The organism is Streptomyces sp. NPDC012508 (assembly GCF_042902595.1).
In the GTDB taxonomy this organism is placed as follows: domain Bacteria; phylum Actinomycetota; class Actinomycetes; order Streptomycetales; family Streptomycetaceae; genus Streptomyces.
Map to the genome: position 1 here is coordinate 238934 of NZ_JBIBEO010000004.1, position 14644 is coordinate 253577.

At 69.7% G+C, this 14644-nt stretch carries 14 protein-coding genes and 1 riboswitch; of the genes, 8 read left to right on the plus strand and 6 right to left on the minus strand.

Annotated features, from left to right (window positions below; all coding sequences use genetic code 11):
* Nucleotides 1-51: 51 nt before the first annotated feature.
* The gene (gene hisC / locus ACFY8U_RS15325; RefSeq protein ID WP_389570920.1) at nt 52-1167 is read right to left on the minus strand and encodes a histidinol-phosphate transaminase; all 1116 of its coding nucleotides are present in this window, start codon (nt 1165-1167) and stop codon (nt 52-54) included.
* A 378-nt stretch (nt 1168-1545) separates the two neighbouring features.
* Between hisC and ACFY8U_RS15330 the strand changes: the two genes are divergently transcribed.
* The 3 genes from ACFY8U_RS15330 (at nt 1546) to ACFY8U_RS15340 (ending at nt 5415) form a co-directional block, all read left to right on the plus strand.
* Nucleotides 1546-2652, plus strand: a complete 1107-nt coding sequence (locus ACFY8U_RS15330; protein WP_351658196.1) for a LacI family DNA-binding transcriptional regulator — start codon at nt 1546-1548, stop codon at nt 2650-2652.
* Nucleotides 2653-2937: 285 nt separating this feature from the next.
* Complete coding sequence (locus ACFY8U_RS15335; protein WP_389570129.1) at nt 2938-4422, plus strand: metallophosphoesterase; 1485 nt, start codon at nt 2938-2940, stop codon at nt 4420-4422.
* Between the two features lie 159 nt (nt 4423-4581).
* Nucleotides 4582-5415, plus strand: a complete 834-nt coding sequence (locus tag ACFY8U_RS15340; RefSeq protein WP_389570132.1) for a hypothetical protein — start codon at nt 4582-4584, stop codon at nt 5413-5415.
* Nucleotides 5416-5608: 193 nt separating this feature from the next.
* On the opposite strand, the gene thiC is transcribed toward ACFY8U_RS15340, so the two are convergent.
* On the minus strand, nt 5609-7381 hold the full coding sequence (thiC, locus tag ACFY8U_RS15345; RefSeq protein WP_361435462.1) for a phosphomethylpyrimidine synthase ThiC: 1773 nt from the start codon (nt 7379-7381) through the stop codon (nt 5609-5611).
* Nucleotides 7375-7521: riboswitch (TPP riboswitch) on the minus strand. (Overlaps the previous gene by 7 nt.)
* A gap of 71 nt (nt 7522-7592) precedes the next feature.
* Here thiC and ACFY8U_RS15350 point away from each other — a divergent pair.
* Entirely contained in the window at nt 7593-8933 is a 1341-nt protein-coding gene (locus ACFY8U_RS15350; RefSeq protein WP_389570134.1) for a YibE/F family protein, read from the plus strand.
* A 128-nt stretch (nt 8934-9061) separates the two neighbouring features.
* Here the strand turns inward: ACFY8U_RS15350 and ACFY8U_RS15355 are convergent, their stop codons facing one another.
* From ACFY8U_RS15355 to ACFY8U_RS15370, 4 genes are all read right to left on the minus strand, one after another.
* Complete coding sequence (locus ACFY8U_RS15355) at nt 9062-9496, minus strand: SsgA family sporulation/cell division regulator (protein ID WP_361600136.1); 435 nt, start codon at nt 9494-9496, stop codon at nt 9062-9064.
* Between the two features lie 138 nt (nt 9497-9634).
* The gene (locus ACFY8U_RS15360; protein WP_389570137.1) at nt 9635-10360 is read right to left on the minus strand and encodes an IclR family transcriptional regulator; all 726 of its coding nucleotides are present in this window, start codon (nt 10358-10360) and stop codon (nt 9635-9637) included.
* A gap of 325 nt (nt 10361-10685) precedes the next feature.
* The gene (locus ACFY8U_RS15365) at nt 10686-10904 is read right to left on the minus strand and encodes a DUF5326 family protein (protein ID WP_361435453.1); all 219 of its coding nucleotides are present in this window, start codon (nt 10902-10904) and stop codon (nt 10686-10688) included.
* A 131-nt stretch (nt 10905-11035) separates the two neighbouring features.
* Nucleotides 11036-11353 (minus strand): cupin domain-containing protein, encoded by a 318-nt coding sequence (locus ACFY8U_RS15370; protein ID WP_355110745.1) that lies wholly within the window; start codon nt 11351-11353, stop codon nt 11036-11038.
* A 51-nt stretch (nt 11354-11404) separates the two neighbouring features.
* Between ACFY8U_RS15370 and ACFY8U_RS15375 the strand changes: the two genes are divergently transcribed.
* From ACFY8U_RS15375 to ACFY8U_RS15390, 4 genes are all read left to right on the plus strand, one after another.
* Nucleotides 11405-11782 (plus strand): phage holin family protein, encoded by a 378-nt coding sequence (locus ACFY8U_RS15375; protein ID WP_389570140.1) that lies wholly within the window; start codon nt 11405-11407, stop codon nt 11780-11782.
* A 9-nt stretch (nt 11783-11791) separates the two neighbouring features.
* Nucleotides 11792-12280: a low molecular weight protein-tyrosine-phosphatase gene (locus tag ACFY8U_RS15380; RefSeq protein WP_389570143.1), complete on the plus strand. Its 489-nt coding sequence runs from the start codon at nt 11792-11794 to the stop codon at nt 12278-12280.
* The gene (locus ACFY8U_RS15385) at nt 12277-13449 is read left to right on the plus strand and encodes a cystathionine gamma-lyase (protein WP_389570145.1); all 1173 of its coding nucleotides are present in this window, start codon (nt 12277-12279) and stop codon (nt 13447-13449) included. The genes ACFY8U_RS15380 and ACFY8U_RS15385 overlap by 4 nt, the downstream gene beginning before the upstream one ends.
* Nucleotides 13450-13717: 268 nt before the next feature.
* Entirely contained in the window at nt 13718-14614 is an 897-nt protein-coding gene (locus tag ACFY8U_RS15390) for a LysR family transcriptional regulator (RefSeq protein WP_389570147.1), read from the plus strand.
* Nucleotides 14615-14644: the final 30 nt, after the last annotated feature.

Here is a 14644-nt window from a genome sequence, read left to right on the forward strand (position 1 = left end):
CGCGGTCGACCAGGCACCGTTGACAGGGCCCGGCCGATCAGCCTCCGTTGATCAGGCTCCGTTACGGAAGCCCTCCGCCGTCTTCAGGAACAGGTCGTTGGCCTCGCACTCACCGATCGTGACGCGTACGCCCTCGCCCGCGAACGGCCGCACCACCACGCCATGCCGCTCGCACTCCGCCGCGAAGTCCAGCGTCCGCTCACCGAGCCGCAGCCAGACGAAGTTCGCCTGAGTGTCCGGCACGGTCCAGCCCTGGGCCACGAGCCCCGCGCGGACCCGCTCGCGCTCGCCCACCAACGAGCCGACCCGGCCGAGCAGTTCGTCCTCGGCCCGCAGCGAGGCCACCGCCGCGTCCTGCGCCAGCTGGCTCACGCCGAACGGCACCGCCGTCTTGCGCAGCGCCGCCGCCACCGGCTCATGGGCGATCGCGAAGCCGACCCGCAGTCCGGCCAGACCGTACGCCTTGGAGAACGTCCGCAGCACGGCGACGTTCGGCCGGTCGCGGTACAGCTCGATGCCGTCCGGGATGTCGGCGTCACGGACGAACTCTCGGTACGCCTCGTCGATCACCACCAGGACGTCGGAGGGCACCCGGTCCAGGAATCGCTCCAGCTCGGCGCGGCGCACCGCCGTGCCCGTGGGGTTGTTCGGATTGCAGACGAAGATCAGCCGCGTCCGGTCGGTGATCGCCTCGGCCATCGCGTCGAGGTCGTGCACCTCGCCGTCGGTCAGCGGCACCTGCACGGAGGTGGCGCCGCTGATCTGCGTGATGATCGGGTACGCCTCGAAGGACCGCCAGGCGTAGATCACCTCGTCGCCCGGGCCCGAGGTCGCCTGCAGCAGCGACTGGGCCACGCCGACCGAACCCGTGCCGGTGGCCAGGTGCGAGACCGGGACCCCGAAGCGGTCGGCGAGCTCGTTCATCAGGCCCGTGCAGGCCATGTCGGGGTACCGATTGAAGGCGGCGGCCGCGGACAGCGCGCTCTCCATCACACCCGGCAGCGGCGGATACGGGTTCTCGTTGGAGGACAGCTTGAAGGCGACCGCACCGCCCGCGGCGGCCCGCTTGCCCGGCTTGTAGGTGGGGATGCCGTCCAGCACGTCCCGCAGCCTCGGGCCGGCCGCGCCCGTCCCGCCGGCCGCGCCGGTTCCGCCGGTCTCGCTCACTGCGCTCACTGTGGTCCTCCTCGACCGTCCGTACCACCAATACTCCTCACCTTATGAGGATTCGCCTCCGCTGCGAATGGGCTGTGGACAACGGAGTGGGGAACCTGTGGACGAGCGGGGGAGCGCGGGCTCGGGTGGCGCGCGCCGGTGGCGGGCGCCGTGGCGCGCATCGCCCGTAGAGGTGAGTTGAGACCTCTTCGAGACATGGCCTTCTTGGCAGGCCCATGCGGGTCGACAACCGCAGATCACACCCGAGAGGCCATAACTCACTTGCTTTCTAAGGCAATTGGCAGTTTTTGATCATGCAGAAACGTGCCCGTCAACGGGTGAATATGCGAGCGTCCCAACCACCCGGCCTCGCCCTACTATCGGCTCGCCATGACAGCAGCAGGGAAGCACCAGGTGAGCCGGGCACAGACCCGGGGAAGCCGGCAGGGGCGAGCGGGCATCCGGGATGTGGCCGCCGCCGCCGGGGTCTCCATCACGACTGTCTCCGACGCGCTCAACGGCAAGGGCCGGCTCCCGGACGCCACCCGCCGCCACGTCCGCGAGGTCGCAGACCGGCTGGGCTATCGCCCATCCGCGGCGGCCCGCACGCTCCGTACCGGCAAGTCGGGCCTCATCGGCCTGACCGTGACGACCTACGGGGATGAACCTTTCACCTTCACCGAATTCGCGTACTTCGCGGAGATGGCCAGAGCCGCCACATCGGCCGCGCTCGCCCGTGGCTATGCCCTGGTCATCCTGCCCGCCACCTCCCGCCATGACGTCTGGTCGAACGTCGCCCTCGACGGCACCGTCGTCATCGACCCCTCCGACCACGATCCGGTCGTCACCGAGCTCGTCCGCCAGGGCCTGCCCGTCGTCTCCGACGGACGCCCCGCCGGCACGCTCCCGGTGACCGCCTGGGTCGACAACGACCACGAAGCCGCCGTACTCGACCTCCTCGACCATCTCGCCGCCGCCGGCGCCCGCCGGATCGGCCTTCTCACCGGAACCACCACCGACACGTACACCCGCCTGTCCACCACCGCGTACCTCAACTGGTGCGAGCGGGTCGGACAGGACCCCGTCTACGAGGCCTATCCGGCGCACGATCCGTGCGCGGGCGCCGTCGCGGCCGACCGGCTGCTCGCCCGCCCCGACCGTCCCGACGCCGTCTACGGACTCTTCGACCCCAACGGAACCGATCTGCTGGCGGCAGCCCGCCGCTACGGACTGCGCGTACCGGACGATCTGCTGCTGGTCTGCTGCAGCGAGTCGACCGTCTACGCCAACACCGAACCGCCCATCACGACCCTCTCGCTCAAACCGCGCCGGATCGGCACGGCCGTCGTCCAGCTCCTCATCGACGCCATCGAGGGGATCGACACCGACGGACCGGTCGAGCAGGTGATACCGACCGAACTCATCGTGCGGACGTCGTCCCAGAGGCGTTCGCCGCGCACGACGGTCAGTCCGCCCCGGTCACCCTCGAAGGACTGACGAAGAACGCGTACGCGCCGAAACCCGGCCCATGACGGGTCGGGTGGGGTCGGGCACGGACCCGGAGCCGGACACAAACCAGGCCCCGGCCCGGCCCCGACCCTGGACTGGACCTTCTCAATTCGGGCGAAACAACCGGTGAACCCGGAGTGGACCCGGATTCACCACCCCTGGTGCGTCACACAGGCGGACCCTCATTCCTATGATGGGCGCACGACATCGCGGACCACCCCGACCAGGCCGGTCCGCGATGTGCAGGGCATCGCGACGGTGGTGGAGGGGTCGATGACTCAGGGGGCCGGGCAGGAACCCGTGGTGCGCACGGCGACATTGCGTGATTTCCGCGTACCGCCGTACGCCCGGGTGCCCGTGCAGGGCCAGGCCCCGGAGCCCCCGGCCGGGCACCCTGTCGTGCCGTACGAGCCCGGCGCTCCCGGCGCCCCGGGTGCACCCGTCGAACCGGGCGTGCCGTCGGCCGACTCCGGTGCGGCCGGCGTGCCGCCCCGCGAAGCCGGTGCCCCCGGCGTCGCCTTCGAACCTGGCGCGTCCGGTGAACCCGTCGCGCACGCGGCCTCCTTCGAACGGGTCGACTTCGTGAAACCTGTCGAATTCGCCGAACCCATCGAGCCCGTCGAGATCGCCGAGCCCGTCGAATTCGCCGAGCCCGTCGACGCCGTGGGGCCGTTCGAGCCGGCGCCCCCCGCCCGCGTCACCGTCTCCGACCCCACGCTCCTCCTCGGCCGGCCCGCATCCGCGCTCTCAGCCCTGACCACCATGGTCACCCCCGCCGCCGTGGCCCCCGGCCACCCGGGGAACGCCTTCCCGGACGACGAGCTCCCCGAGGGCTACACCCCCACCGAGCGCGACCTCCCGGTGATCAACCGGGGGGACACCGTCCAGGTCCACGTGGACCCGGTCGCGGCCCCCGCGCCCGCCCCGGCCGGCGAAGGCCCCGGCCCCCTCTACGTGGTCGGCGACGTCCACGGCTACCTCGACGAGCTCGTCGAGGCCCTGCGCGAGCAGGGACTCATCGACGAGAACGGCGCCTGGGCCGCGGGCAACGCCCGCCTGTGGTTCCTCGGCGACTTCACCGACCGTGGCCCCGACGGCATCGGGGTCATCGACCTCGTCATGCGCCTGTCCGCGGAGGCCGCTGCCGCCGGCGGCTACTGCAAGGCCCTGATGGGCAACCACGAACTGCTGCTCATCGGCGCCAAGCGCTTCGGGGACACCCCCGTCAACTCCGGCGCGGGCACCGCCACCTTCCAGGCGGCCTGGCTGCTCAACGGCGGCCAGAAGCACGACATGGACCGCCTCCAGGACGTCCACCTCCAGTGGATGTCGCGGCTCGACGCCGTGGTGGAGGAGGACGGGCATCTGCTGATGCACTCCGACACCACCGCGTACCTCGACTACGGGAGCACCATCGAGGACGTCAACGAGACCGTTCACGAGATCATCACCCGAAACGACGCGGACGAGGTCTGGGACCTGTTCCGCAAGTTCACCAAGCGCTTCGCCTTCCGCGACGACGGCGGTCCCCAAGCCGTCCAGGAGCTGCTCGCCACGTACGGCGGCGGCCGTGTCGTGCACGGTCACAGCCCCATCCCGTACCTCCTGGGCCAGGTCGGCACCGAGGACGGCGAGGGCGGCTCGGACCCGATCGTCGACGGTCCGCATGTGTACGCGGACGGTCTGGCGATCGCCATGGACGGCGGTGTGACCATGGCCGGAAAGCTGCTGGTCGTCCAACTCCCCCTGCGGGGCTGACGCATAACCCTGCGCATCCGGGGAGGGTGATTTCGGGAAACCCCCTGTCACCCTGCGCCATAACCGCAATACCATCGGATCATCCGTAGCAGGCTCTCCTCCGTTTCCGCCCAACTGGCCGTTCCCCACGGTCAGCAAGGCCCTACGGAGCATCGGGGGATGCACATGAACGTGGCTCCGCACCTGCTGACCGAGGACCGTGCCGAGTACGTGCGACTCCTCGACGACGCACTGCGTAACGCGCACGACCATCCGGATCTCGCCGAGACCGGGAAACGGCTCACGGCCGAACAGCTGCGCACGATGGCGCTGAACGCGACGGCTCTGATCACGGCCGCGGCGGCGGTCGAGTACGACCACTTCGTGAAGGTCCGCGAAGAGGGCCGCTCACCGAGCGGTACGAGCGTGATGAACGCCGTCCTGGCGGCGGAGGGCGAGGGGCCGAGCGCCGGACCGGGCGCGGGCATCGTCGCGATCGTCACGGTCCTGGCACCGGTCCTCGCCGGTACCGCCGCGGTGATCTTTCTGCTGGTCGGCGCCGTGCTGAAGGTGCTGGCGCCCACGCTCGCGTTCGCCGATACGCTGCTGACCGCGGGGTGGTTCTTCGGCGCCGTCGCCGCCGCCGGCCTCTTCTGCGCGGCGGTCGGGCTGCTGCTCACGGCGCTGCGCAACCGGTCGACGCAGGTGGCCGCCGGCGATCCACCGCCCGCCGAAGTCGACGACGAGCTGTCCCGCGCCCGCGAGGCCTGGCGCCGCGCGCTGGTGGAACGGGGCATCGTCCCGTTCCTGCGCGACGCCCTCGCCGCCCCCGCCCCGTTCCCGGCCACGCCGCCCGTCGCGCCGCCCCGTACCGACCGCATACCGAAGATCGGTTACAGCGGCCCGGAGTTCAGCAGCCCGAACGAGGGCGCCTCTGGCACCCGCCCGACGTTCAGCAGCCCGGACTTCTCCAGCCCGGACTTCGGCTCGCCGGACCACCACGGGCAGGAGTAGCCCGGCCCGGACGACCGAGGACACCGGCCGGATCAGGCCAGGCCCCCCTCCCGGACGGCCGAGGACACCGGCCGGATCAGGCCAGGCCCCTCCGGAAAACGCCGCGGCGGGCACGAGCCGCACGGCCCCCCGGCCATGCGGTCCGCCCCGCCGCTTCGTGCGTCCCGCCACACATACGTACGGAAGCGCGCTGTTACTCAGCCAGCGGCAGATACACCCGGTTGCCCGCGGCCGCGAACTCCTTCGACTTCTCCTCCATGCCGGCCGCGATCTCGTCCGACTTGAGGTCGCCACCGTGCTCCCGGCGGATGTCCTGCGAGATCTTCATCGAGCAGAACTTCGGACCGCACATCGAGCAGAAGTGCGCGGTCTTCGCGGGTTCGGCCGGCAGCGTCTCGTCGTGGAACTCGCGGGCCGTGTCCGGGTCGAGCGCCAGGTTGAACTGGTCCTCCCACCGGAACTCGAACCGCGCGTCCGACAGCGCGTCGTCCCACTCCTGCGCCCCCGGGTGACCCTTGGCCAGGTCCGCCGCGTGCGCCGCGATCTTGTACGTGATGACACCGGTCTTCACGTCGTCGCGGTTGGGCAGGCCCAGGTGCTCCTTGGGCGTGACGTAGCAGAGCATCGCCGTGCCCCACCAGGCGATCATCGCGGCGCCGATGCCCGAGGTGATGTGGTCGTACGCCGGGGCGACGTCCGTGGTGAGCGGGCCGAGCGTGTAGAACGGCGCCTCCTCGCAGATCTCCTGCTGGAGGTCGATGTTCTCCTTGATCTTGTGCATCGGGACGTGGCCCGGGCCCTCGATCATCGTCTGCACGTTGTGGCGCTTGGCGATCGTGTTCAGCTCACCGAGCGTGCGCAGCTCCGCGAACTGCGCCTCGTCGTTGGCGTCGGCGATCGAGCCGGGCCGCAGACCGTCGCCCAGCGAGTACGTGACGTCGTACGTCGCCAGGATCTCGCAGAGCTCCTCGAAGTTCGTGTAGAGGAAGTTCTCCTTATGGTGCGCGAGACACCAGGCGGCCATGATCGAGCCGCCGCGCGAGACGATGCCGGTCTTGCGGCGGGCCGTCAGCGGCACGTACGGCAGCAGCACGCCGGCGTGGACCGTCATGTAGTCGACGCCTTGCTCGGCCTGCTCGATGACGGTGTCCTTGTAGATCTCCCAGGTCAGCTCCTCGGCCTTGCCGTCGACCTTCTCCAGAGCCTGGTAGAGCGGGACGGTGCCGATCGGCACGGGAGAGTTGCGCAGCACCCACTCGCGGGTGGTGTGGATGTTGCGGCCGGTGGAGAGGTCCATGACCGTGTCGGCGCCCCACTTGGTCGCCCAGGTCATCTTCTCCACCTCCTCCTCGATGGAGGAGGTGACGGCGGAGTTGCCGATGTTGGCGTTGACCTTCACCAGGAACCGCTTGCCGATGATCATCGGCTCGATCTCCGGGTGGTTGACGTTGGCCGGCAGCACCGCGCGACCCGCCGCGATCTCCTCCCGTACGACCTCGGGGGAGACGTTCTCGCGGATCGCGACGTACTCCATCTCCGGGGTGATCTCACCCCGGCGGGCGTACGCGAGCTGCGTCACGGCCTGGCCGTCGCGGCCCCGGCGGGGCTGGCGCGGCCGGCCCGGGAAGACCGCGTCGAGGTTCTTCAGGCCACCCCGCGGCGAGGTGTGCTTGATGCCGTCGTCCTCGGGGCGGACCGGGCGGCCCGCGTACTCCTCCGTGTCACCCCGCGAGATGATCCAGTTCTCGCGCAGCGGCGGAAGACCCCGCCGTACGTCCGTGTCGATGGTGGGGTCGGTGTACGGACCGGACGTGTCGTACAGCGTCACGTCCTTGCCGTTGGTGAGGTGCACCTGACGGACGGGCACCCGGAGGTCGGGGCGCGAGCCCTCGACGTATCCCTTGTGCCAGCCCGGCTTGCGCTCGTCCTGGCTGGTGGCAGGCGTGCGTGCATCCTGAATGGTCATGAGACCGATCTCCCTACGCCGGCATTACCCGGTAACAGGTTCGGCGGTCGGCGCAGCCTCCTCCCGTACGTACATCAGTACGCGCGTACGGTGATCAGCGCCCTCTCAGCCCGGTGCTCCGAGCTCCCGCGTGTGCAAAGGTGGCACCACGCTAGCGTCAACCCGGCCATGCTGAACAGTGGGCCCCCGCCGTTCTTGCGATGATCGGTCGGTGACTTCCTCGCAGCAGACCCCGGAACCCGACGGCCACGACGGACACGGCGACGTCGGTCACGGGCACGGCCACACCCACAGTCATGGGCCCGCCGCGCCCGTCTCCCGGCATCTGCGCAGGGTCATCGCCGCGGTCCTGATCCCGTTCGCCACGGCCGTGGTGGTCGGGCTGGTCGTCCTGTGGCCCGGCGGCGCCCCGGAGCACGAACGCACGGGCGTCGGCTTCGACCGGCAGACCTACCAGGGCACGGTCACCAGGGTCGAGCAGGTCGACTGCCAGGACGTGAACGCCGCCCAGGTGCCGCCGACCGCGGACCCCTCCACGCCCCAGGGACGCGAGGCGGCCAACGCCCAGCAGGGGCAGTGCGAGAAGGCGACGATCGAGGTCACGAGCGGTCCGGACCAGGGCCGTACCTTCACCGAGATCGTGCAGCCGGACGCGCCGCGGCAACTGGACGAGGGGCAGGGCGTGGTGGTGGCGTACGCGCCCGACGCCCCGCGCGATCTGCAGTACTCGGTGACGGACGTCAACCGCAAGGTTCCGCTGGCCGTTCTCGCCGGGATCTTCGCCCTCGCGGTCGTGCTCGTCGGACGGATGCGCGGCGTGATGGCCCTGATCGCGCTCGCCATCAGCTTCATGGTGCTGACGTTCTTCATCCTGCCGGCGATTCTGCAGGGATCGAATCCGCTGGTGGTGGCGGTGGTCGGATCGAGCGCGATCATGCTGATCGCGCTCTACATGTGCCACGGACTGTCGGCCCGCACCTCGGTCGCGGTGCTCGGGACGCTGATCTCGCTGCTGCTGATCGGTCTCCTGGGCTCGTACTTCATCAGCTGGGCATCGCTGACCGGGAACACCGACGACAACACCGGTCTGATCCACGGTCTTTACCCGGAGATCGACATGTCGGGTCTGCTGCTGGCCGGCATCATCATCGGCTCGCTCGGTGTGCTCGACGACGTGACGGTGACACAGACCTCGGCGGTGTGGGAGCTGCACGCGGCGGATCCCCGGATGGGGCCGCGCGCGCTGTACCGGGCCGGGATCCGGATCGGCCGCGACCACATCGCGTCCGTCGTGAACACGCTGGTGCTCGCCTACGCCGGTGCGGCCCTGCCCCTGCTGCTCCTCTTCTCCATCGCGCAGAGCAGTGTGGGGACGGTGGCCAACAGCGAACTGGTGGCGGAGGAGATCGTCCGCACGCTGGTGGGATCGATCGGGCTGGTCGCCTCGGTGCCGCTGACCACGGCTCTCGCGGCCATGGTGGTCTCGGCCGACCGGCCGGGCGGCGTGGAGAAGCGTTCAGCCAAGGGCGGGCGCCGCCGCCGCGCCAAGTGACGGGCGGCCGGTGACGAGACGGGGACGTCAAAGACTGGACGTCCGGGCCGGCCGGGCGGCCGGGCCGAGTGACGGCCGCCGGAGAGAGACGACCGGACCAGCCGGCCATCGCGTGTGGGCGCGGCGGCTCAGCCGGCGTTCTCCTCCGCGAGGATCCGGCCGAGCGCCGCCTCCAGGTTGTCCTCGAAGTCACCGAAGGTCCGTTCCTGACCGAGCGGAACGAGCTTGTCCGTACGGTCGAGGAACGCGACGAGCGGCGGAGCACTGGCCCGGAACAGGGCACGGTCGCTGCCGACCTGGAGCCGGATGGCGACGTCCGAAAGGGCCTCGGGGTCGGTGGGCGCGATGTGGACATCGCCGTCCCCGCTCGGTCCGTTGATCCCGTCGAGCAGCAGCTCCCGGCCGAACGCCCAGGTCACAGGCGCGTCTCCGGGGAGGTGGAACGTCATCCGCACCGCGTAGGGATCCCGGGTCTCGTAACGCAGCTCCACCGGGATCCTGAAGGAGAGCTCCTCGGAGACGAGGAAGCTCATCAGAACCTCGGCCTGAACCGACTCTCGCATGATGTACCCCGCAGTAGATGAAGCAGTTGTGTAAACACAGCAGCTGAAAGCTGTGACCAAAACGGCCAGGAATGATCCCTCACGGCCCTCTTGACGCAATCGTGCTGTACGCACTAGCAGATCACAAGGAGTGATTTTTCAGATACTGATAGAGAAAGCGAAGCTACTGAAGAGCCTTCCGATCTCATTGCGTAGTCGGTCGACTGCGGGCAGCAACCGTTCTTGCTGGTGAAGAGGGAGAGAAATGGCCATCGCGGCCGCTGTGGACCCCGCAGTGATGGGGATCGCGGCGCAGACCGTGCCGAGCGCATATTCCTGACGCTCCACCAGGGGTTCCATTCGCCCCATAGCGCCCAAACGATCCAAAAGGGTACGCCGGTTACGCACCGTGTACGGAGTGATGGATTCCACCGGATGGCGATCGAGGTGGTCTTGACGAGTTTTCAGATCCAGTTGACTGAGCAGACACTGACCGATCGCATGCGCGTGACCCGTCTCGCGGAAGTCGGCCCACTCGTCCACAGCGGGGGCGGAGGGAGTGTCGGCGACGGCGACGAGCTCGATCTCGCCCTCGCGGTAGATCGCGAAGTAGACGGGGACGCCGATCTCGTCGCGCCAGTGCGCGAGTGAATCTTCGATCTTGGTGCGACGATTCTGCAGGTCTCCGCCGCCGGCCAGTCGACCGGCCGCGTCGCCGAAGACGAACACACCCTTCTCGCGGCGGAGATAGCCCTCATGCGTCAGGGTGCGGAGCAGGTGGTACGCCGTGGGCAGCGGGAGCCCCGCCTCGCGCGCGAGTTGTTTGGCGGGAGCTCCGTCCTCATGGGAGCCCACGGCCTCCAGTAGTCTCAGCGCCCGCTGCACCGAGCCGATCAGGGTAGGAGCGGCGGACTGCGTAGCCGTGGCCAAAGGTCACCCCCAGGCATGACGACGGGTGCCGTACACCCGCCCGCGGGGGCCGCCCCCGCGCGCCCGCCGCGGCCTGGGAACCGGTGGGGTCCATGGCGGACCCGCCCGGGACGGAGGTGGACCACCGCAGGTCGATGCGGAGGTCTACGCCAGTTTTCCCCGGGGCGGCAGAGATGTGCCACTCTAATGGCAGCTCCAGGCCTGGCCCTGGATTCCCGGGCCGCGTCCCTCGCCCGGGCTAACACCCCCACGGCCCGCCCCTACCGATCGGTAGCGTGTGCTACCAGTCCTCGCGCGACGTCGACGAGGACATGAACTTCCGTACGACGTAGATCAGTCCGCCGACGAGGGCGACGAAGACCAGCACTTTGAAGAGCAGACCGATCACGAACGTCGCGATGCTGGTGATCAGGCCGCCGAAAACGAACAGGGCGATGACGGGTATGGCGACCCACTTCACCCACCAGGGCATCCCCGCGAGAATCTCTCGTACCGCCATCGTGCTTCCCTCATCTCCGAAGAGTCCGTCCCGCGCGCTCTGCGCCGGACACTCTCGATGCTAGGGGTGGCACCTGTGCCCGCGGGGGCCTCGGAGCCCTTGCTATCCCCTGATCCATCCCCTAGGGGAGTTCAGCTCTCCGGCGGCGAGAACACCACCATGACCCGCAGGTCCTCGGTGATGTGGTGGAACTTGTGGGCCACACCGGCCGGTACGTAGACCACACTGCCGCGCGCCACCTGCGTCGTCTCCATCCCCACCGTGATCGCAGCCCGTCCGCTGACGACGAAGTACACCTCGTCCTGGCCGTGCGGCTGCTGCGGGTCGAGCGAGCCGGCGTCGAGCGCGTACAGACCGACGGACATGTTCCGCTCCCGCAGGAACTGGAGGTACGCACCGTCGTTGGCGGCGCGCTCCGCCTCGAGCTCGTCCAGTCGGAATGCTTTCATCGTGCGTCTGCCCCTGCCGTTGGCCCGATCATGTCTGCCACGATCAGACACATGATGAATTTCGTAGTCAAGACGCTCGCGAACGCGGGCGCATTGGGAGTGGCGATCTGGCTGCTCCAGGACATCACCCTGACCGGTGACAGCACGGGCAAGAAGGCCTGGACACTCATCCTCGTCGCCCTGGTTTTCGGTCTGGTGAACTTCTTGGTGAAGCCGATCGTCAAACTGATCTCGCTTCCGCTGTTCATCCTCACCCTCGGCCTGATCACGCTGGTGATCAACGCCCTGATGCTGCTGCTCACCTCCTGGCTGGCAGAGCAGCTCGATCTCAGTTTCCATGTCGAGGGCTTCTGGACCGCCGTCCTCGGCGGCCTGATCATCTCTGTCGTCTCCTGGGCGCTCAACGTCGTGCTCCCCGACGGGGACTGAGTGCGGACCATGACGTACCGCGTCTGCTTCGTCTGTACCGGCAACATCTGCCGCTCGCCGATGGCCGAGTCCGTCTTCCGCGCCCGCGTGGAGGAGGCCGGCCTGGCGGGCGCGGTCGAGGTGGACAGCGCGGGCACCGGAGGCTGGCACGAGGGCGACGGCGCCGATCCGCGGACGACCGCCGTCCTGGAGGAGCACGGCTACGCCTCCGGGCACACCGCCCGCCAGTTCCGCGCCTCGTGGTTCGCCGCGCTCGATCTGGTGATCGCTCTCGACGAGGGGCATCTGCGGGCGCTGCGCGCGCTCGCGCCGACTCCGGAGGACGCGGCGAAGGTGCGGCTGCTGCGCTCGTACGACCCGGCGGCCGACGACCTCGACGTGCCCGACCCGTACTACGGGGGGATGGACGGCTTCGAGGAGTGCCTTGAGATGGTGGAGGCGGCGAGCGAGGGACTGCTGGCCGCGGTGAGCGAGAGTGTGGAGGAACGGGCGGCATGAGCACGGACACGTTCGGGGGCGCCGAGGACCTCGGCGCCGTCGGCGACGGGACACGGGCGGTACGGGCGGGGCTTCCCGAGCCGGTGAAGTACGAGCCGACCCTGCCGGGACCGGTCTTCGCAGCCCATTTCCATCTGCCGGGCGACCCCACCGGGCCTTATACGTACGGGCGGGACGAGAACCCCACCTGGACCCACCTGGAGCGCGCCGTCGGCGAGCTGGAGGCGCCGGGAGAACCGGGCGTCGAAACGCTCGTCTTCGCCTCGGGCATGGCCGCCATCTCCGCCGTCCTCTTCTCCCAGCTCAAGTCCGGCGACGCGGTCGTCGTACCCGCCGACGGATACCAGGCGCTGCCCCTGGTGCACGAGCAGCTCAGGGCGTACGGGATCGAGGTCCGCACCGCGCCCACCGGCGGCGACGCCCAGCTGTCCGTACTGGAGGGTGCGCGGCTGCTGTGGATCGAGACGCCCTCCAACCCCGGGCTCGACGTCTGCGACATCCGCCGTCTGGCGCGGGCGGCCCATGAGGCCGGCGCTCTGGTCGCCGTCGACAACACCCTGGCCACCCCGCTCGGCCAGCGCCCCCTGGAGCTGGGGGCGGACTTCTCCGTCGCCAGCGACACCAAGGGCATGACCGGGCACGGCGACATCCTCCTCGGTCACGTCAGCTGCCTCGATCCGCGGCTCGCGGCGGACGTGCGGCGCTGGCGCAAGATCGTCGGGGCCATCCCCGGCCCCATGGAGGCCTGGCTCGCCCACCGTTCACTGGCCACGCTCCAGCTCCGCATCGACCGGCAGTGCACCACGGCACTCGCCCTCGCGGAGGCGCTGAGCAAGCGGGACGAGGTGACCGGGCTGCGGTACCCCGGACTGCCGGACGACCCCTCCCACGCGGTCGCGGCGACGCAGATGAAGCGCTTCGGACCCGTGGTGTCCTTCGTCCTGCCCGACCGGGACCGAGCGGAGCGGTTCCTCGGCGCGCTACGGCTCGTGGACGACGCCACCAGCTTCGGCGGTGTCCGCTCGACGGCCGAGCGGCGCGGCCGGTGGGGCGGCGACGCCGTGCCGGAGGGCTTCGTCCGCTTCTCCGTGGGTGCGGAGGACCTGGAGGACCTGATCGCGGACGTCCTGCGCGCCCTCGACACGGCCGCAGCGACCACGGCCCGCTGAGCCTCTCCACCTGACGTCCGGGCGCCGTCCGCACGTTTTTAGGAGCGCTCCGCACGGAACCGGGGCGCTCCGAGCCTCCCCCCTCATGGCTCGGAACACCCCGGGTTCCACGCGCGGAGACCGCCTGAACAAGGCTAGTTGACTCTGCGTCAGTGTCCAATCACGGTAGCGACAGAGACCTATCGACTTATTTATAGTTGGACGGTCCTGAGGCGCAGTCAGCCGACCGCCTGAGTCGAACGGCCGACACGGCCGGGAGGGGGCGGACATGGATCTCGCCCTGCTGCGCACCTTCGTCGCGGTGCACCGGGCCGGCTCCTTCACCCGCGCCGCGGCCCTTCTCGGACTCTCCCAGCCCGCCGTCACGAGCCAGATCCGCACCCTGGAACGGCAGCTCGGCCGCCCGCTCTTCCTCAGACAGGCCCGTGGGGTCACCCCCACCACGATCGGTGACGAGCTCGCCCACCGCGCCGCCCCGCATCTGGACGCGCTCGTGGAGATCGCCGAGACCGGTCTGGACGAGGAGAACGGCGTCCGCACCCTGCACTTCGCCGGGCCTCCCGAGTTCACCTCGATGCGTGTGCTGCCCGCCCTCACCACGCTGGTCTCCCAGGGGCTCGCGGTGCGGGCCACGTTCCCCGCCACGACCGAGGAGATCCTCGACGGGCTCGCCGCGGGCCACCACGATCTGGCCGTCGCCACCGCCCGCCCACGCGGAGGGCTGTTCAGCTCCACGCCGCTCTGCGACGAGGAACATGTGCTGGTCGCCGCCCCGCGCTGGGCCGCGCGGCTGGCTCCCGACCTGTTGCTGCGCAAGGGCGCCGTGGTCCTTGAACAGCTGCCGGTGGTGGAAGTGCACGAGTCGCTGCCGTTCGTCTCCCGCTACTGGGCGGCCGTCTTCGAGACCAAGCCGGCCGCGACCGCCACCGTCGTGGCGCCCGACCTGCGGGCCGTCCTGGAATCCACCGCCGCCGGGGCGGGGCTGGCCGTCCTGCCGCGCTATCTGTGCGAGGAAGCGCTGGAGCAGGGCCGACTCGTGGCACTCCTCGATCCGCCGGTGCCGCCGCTGCGGACGTACTTCCTCGTCGTCCGGACCGGGACCCTCGCACTGCCGCACATCGCGCGGGCCCATGAGTGGCTCCTGCGAGCCTCCGGAGACTGGTGAGTTTCAGGACACCTGTGGCGGGCCATTTTC